A 2948-nucleotide genomic window follows, 5' to 3' on the forward strand; every position below is an offset into this window, starting at 1 on the left:
ATTGGAGCCTGCCCGGAAGACCGATCTCCCGCTACTCCCATCAAGGGAGGCCGCCGGAGCCCCAATCATCCGATCTTTTTTGTCAGGATCGAGTTGTGCGCTCATAGCCCGGCGCCCGGGAGCCGTGCGGGAGCGAGCACCCGGATGGCCGCGGCGGAACACCTGACCGGATCGATCTCTTCTGAAGTGGTGAGAGAGAGGAAGGTGCCGCGAGCGTCAGCTTCAAGCCGGTCGCGGCCAGATAGAGAATGCCGTAAAGTCCGATGCGCGCGCCTTGACCCTAATGTATGGTCAAGGTCTGCACGGGAGGGCTGAGTTCTTCCTCGACCAGGCGGACGAGCTCCAGCGAGTACCAGGAGAGGCCGAAGCGTGTTCCGGTCACATATAGCGTAAAGGCGGATGTCCGGGCGCGCATAGCTCGGCCCCCATGATGCTCGGTCGGCTCCCGGGGCGTGACGCAAAAGGTCATCAAATGCGCTTCCGAGTGCGGATTCGGCCGTGGCGCATAGTCGGGCGGCATGTAGAGCGGATGGCCCGGCAGAGCAGTCCAGCCTTCCGATACCCGCTCGGAGAAAAGCTGCAACGGCAGCAGATCGATTTCGATGCTGTTGGGTTCCTGTGTCATGGTCACAATCCCTAGAAGGAACGCGGAGGAACGAAGAGGCAAATCGTGCGCCCGGCGGGCTCGCCCGCCACGGTGCAGTGGTGAAACTGCCCGTCCGGGCTGTTCTTGATGCGAGTGTCCCGTGGCATGATGAGCTCGCCAGTGAGCTTGATGACATAACCGCGGGGGCCTTCGAGCACCGCCTGATCCCGGATTTCGCGGCAGTCCATTCCGCTGCAGCAGGAGAACGGATAGGTCCACCCGTTCGGCTGCGCCGCCGTCGGCATTGCATCATGCGCAGCTGCCGGAAGGGCTGTCGCGACGGCAAAGAGAACCGCTGCTGGCTTGCTCACCATCCACACCTCAATTTGAGCCGCTGTCGCAGCGCCTTCTGGCTCTCCGCCTCTCAAGCACCGCATTTTGATCATGGCGCCTGGAGGAAACGGCTCTCCGCGGGAGTATGTACAGGCTGAGCATAGCAGCAGGCTCCCTGCTCGAACTATTGATCGGGAGGACGGATCGGATATCAACGAGGAGGGGATTCCCTATACGGCGGTCTAATGCACGTCGCCCAAAGTGTGCGCCGGTTTCGGGAAACGGGTCGAAACGACCGAGAGCAGGGCGCGCGTGAGCCGCTATGGATGGATGCGCCGCGCTTGAGGCGCCTCCTATAGGGGTCACGTTGAAGGGGGAACGGGCACGCGCTCCGCTCTTCGGAACTAAACGTCGGGAGCTCTCCCCAAAGAAAGCCCAACGGTACTACAGCGCCGCGCGTCTTATCAGACGCGCAAAGGTCGCTGTAGCACTTTGAATTGTTGCATGTCTTTGTCCGTGAATCGAGGACGATTTAAGGACACATGCAGTAGCCGGAAAACCCGTCAGCCCATCATCGTGGGGACGAGCTTCAATTCTCGCCGATAAGGCCTTTGATTTCCGTCAGCTTCTTCATGCAGCCCGCCTCATCGCCGGCTTCCGCCATCTTGCGGGCGTCGGCCGCCAAGGCACTTGGCTTATCGGCGCTTTCACCGGTGCGCGTTCCGGTTACTTGCTCCTGATGAGGCGAGATCGCTTCGGTCTGGGTGCCGGTCGATCCGGTTATCTCCGTTCCGACGCCCTTCTTCTGCTCGCCGGCAGTAACCTCTTCCTGGTGCTCCGTAACCGGCCCGCCGGACCCGCCCGTTTCCGCGGAAACGACAGCCTGGTCGAGCTTCTCGAGTTCTTGGCGGCAATCCGCGAAGGCCGGCGCAGCCAGAAGAATGGGGACGGCGGTCGCTGCTATCAGACGTATCGACATTTTGATCTTCGCTCGCTGTTGGGGGACGTAATGCGCCATGCGCCCGTTGCGCCACTACATGATTCATTGAATCGAAACGGACGCGGGCGCTGTGGGAGTCAAACAAAGCTCTGCGCAAAGAGTTCCCTCTCGATAACTGCCACCTTGAAATTCAACTCGCGCTTTAATTCTCACGGATTTGCATTTGAGTGTCATGCGGGCGCGACGCCTGCGCAAACACACGTCTACAGCGCGCCTTGCCCAGCGCGCTGTAGACGGCATGACTCTGTGTGTGCCGATTAGCCGGAGAGTGCGCCCGATTTCTTGGCGACCCAGGTGGCGACGTAGTCCATCAGGGCTGGCGACAGGCAATCATAGGGCTCCAGCCCAAGCTCTCTCAGGCGGCCTCGAATGCCATCCATGCGACTGGGATCGACGCCCGCTTCGATGATGGAGGACACGAAGGCTGCAAAGCCGGGCGGGGCCCAGCCCGCCTCCTGGAAGCGTTCGGGGTGAATGAAGTCCAGGCCCTGGAAGGCATGCTCGCGCTCCACCGGTCCGTACATATGAACGCCGCATTCCCGGCAGGCGTGCCGCTGGATCAGCGCCGAGGGATCGACCACTTGCAGCTTGTCGCCATTCTCGAGCACGCTCACCTTGTCGTGCGGAACAACGGCGACAATGGAGAAGTAGGCGCCGCCAGGCTTCCAGCATTTGGTGCAGCCGCAGGCGTGGTTGTGGGCAATCTGTCCCTCAATCCTCACCTTCACCGGCCTGTCGGTGCAGGCGCAGACAAGCGTGCCGCCGGTAAAGCCCGGGCTCGCCGCCCTGATGCCGCCGTCGACTGCCGGATGAATCCGAATAGAACTGTCCATTGCGTGTCCTCCCTGTTGTGCCGAAGCCCAAATCCTCTCGGGTGCTGTGGCGCTTCGGTTGGTCCCAGCGCCCCGCAGATACGCTTAGTAGATCACCACGCTCCGGATGCTTGTCCCCGAATGCATCAGCTCGAAGCCCCTGTTGATCTCGTCGAGCGGCAGGGTGTGGGTGATCATCGGGTCGATCTCGATCTTG

At 61.5% G+C, this 2948-nt stretch carries 4 protein-coding genes; all 4 read right to left on the reverse strand.

Annotated elements, in window-relative coordinates; genetic code table 11:
- Positions 1 to 280: 280 nt before the first annotated feature.
- Entirely contained in the window at positions 281 to 625 is a 345-nt protein-coding gene (locus tag ATC00_RS00115) for a hypothetical protein (RefSeq protein ID WP_037390598.1), read from the reverse strand.
- A gap of 11 nt (positions 626 to 636) precedes the next feature.
- Positions 637 to 960 carry a hypothetical protein gene (locus ATC00_RS00120; RefSeq protein ID WP_037390597.1) on the reverse strand — a complete coding sequence of 108 codons (324 nt, stop codon included), beginning with the start codon at positions 958 to 960 and terminating at the stop codon, positions 637 to 639.
- A gap of 548 nt (positions 961 to 1508) precedes the next feature.
- Entirely contained in the window at positions 1509 to 1898 is a 390-nt protein-coding gene (locus tag ATC00_RS00125; protein ID WP_064251570.1) for a hypothetical protein, read from the reverse strand.
- Between the two features lie 278 nt (positions 1899 to 2176).
- On the reverse strand, positions 2177 to 2752 hold the full coding sequence (gene gfa, locus ATC00_RS00130; protein ID WP_037390596.1) for an S-(hydroxymethyl)glutathione synthase: 576 nt from the start codon (positions 2750 to 2752) through the stop codon (positions 2177 to 2179).
- Positions 2753 to 2948 lie beyond the last annotated feature (196 nt).

Source organism: Sinorhizobium americanum (genome assembly GCF_001651855.1).
Taxonomy (GTDB): Bacteria; Pseudomonadota; Alphaproteobacteria; order Rhizobiales; family Rhizobiaceae; genus Sinorhizobium; species Sinorhizobium americanum.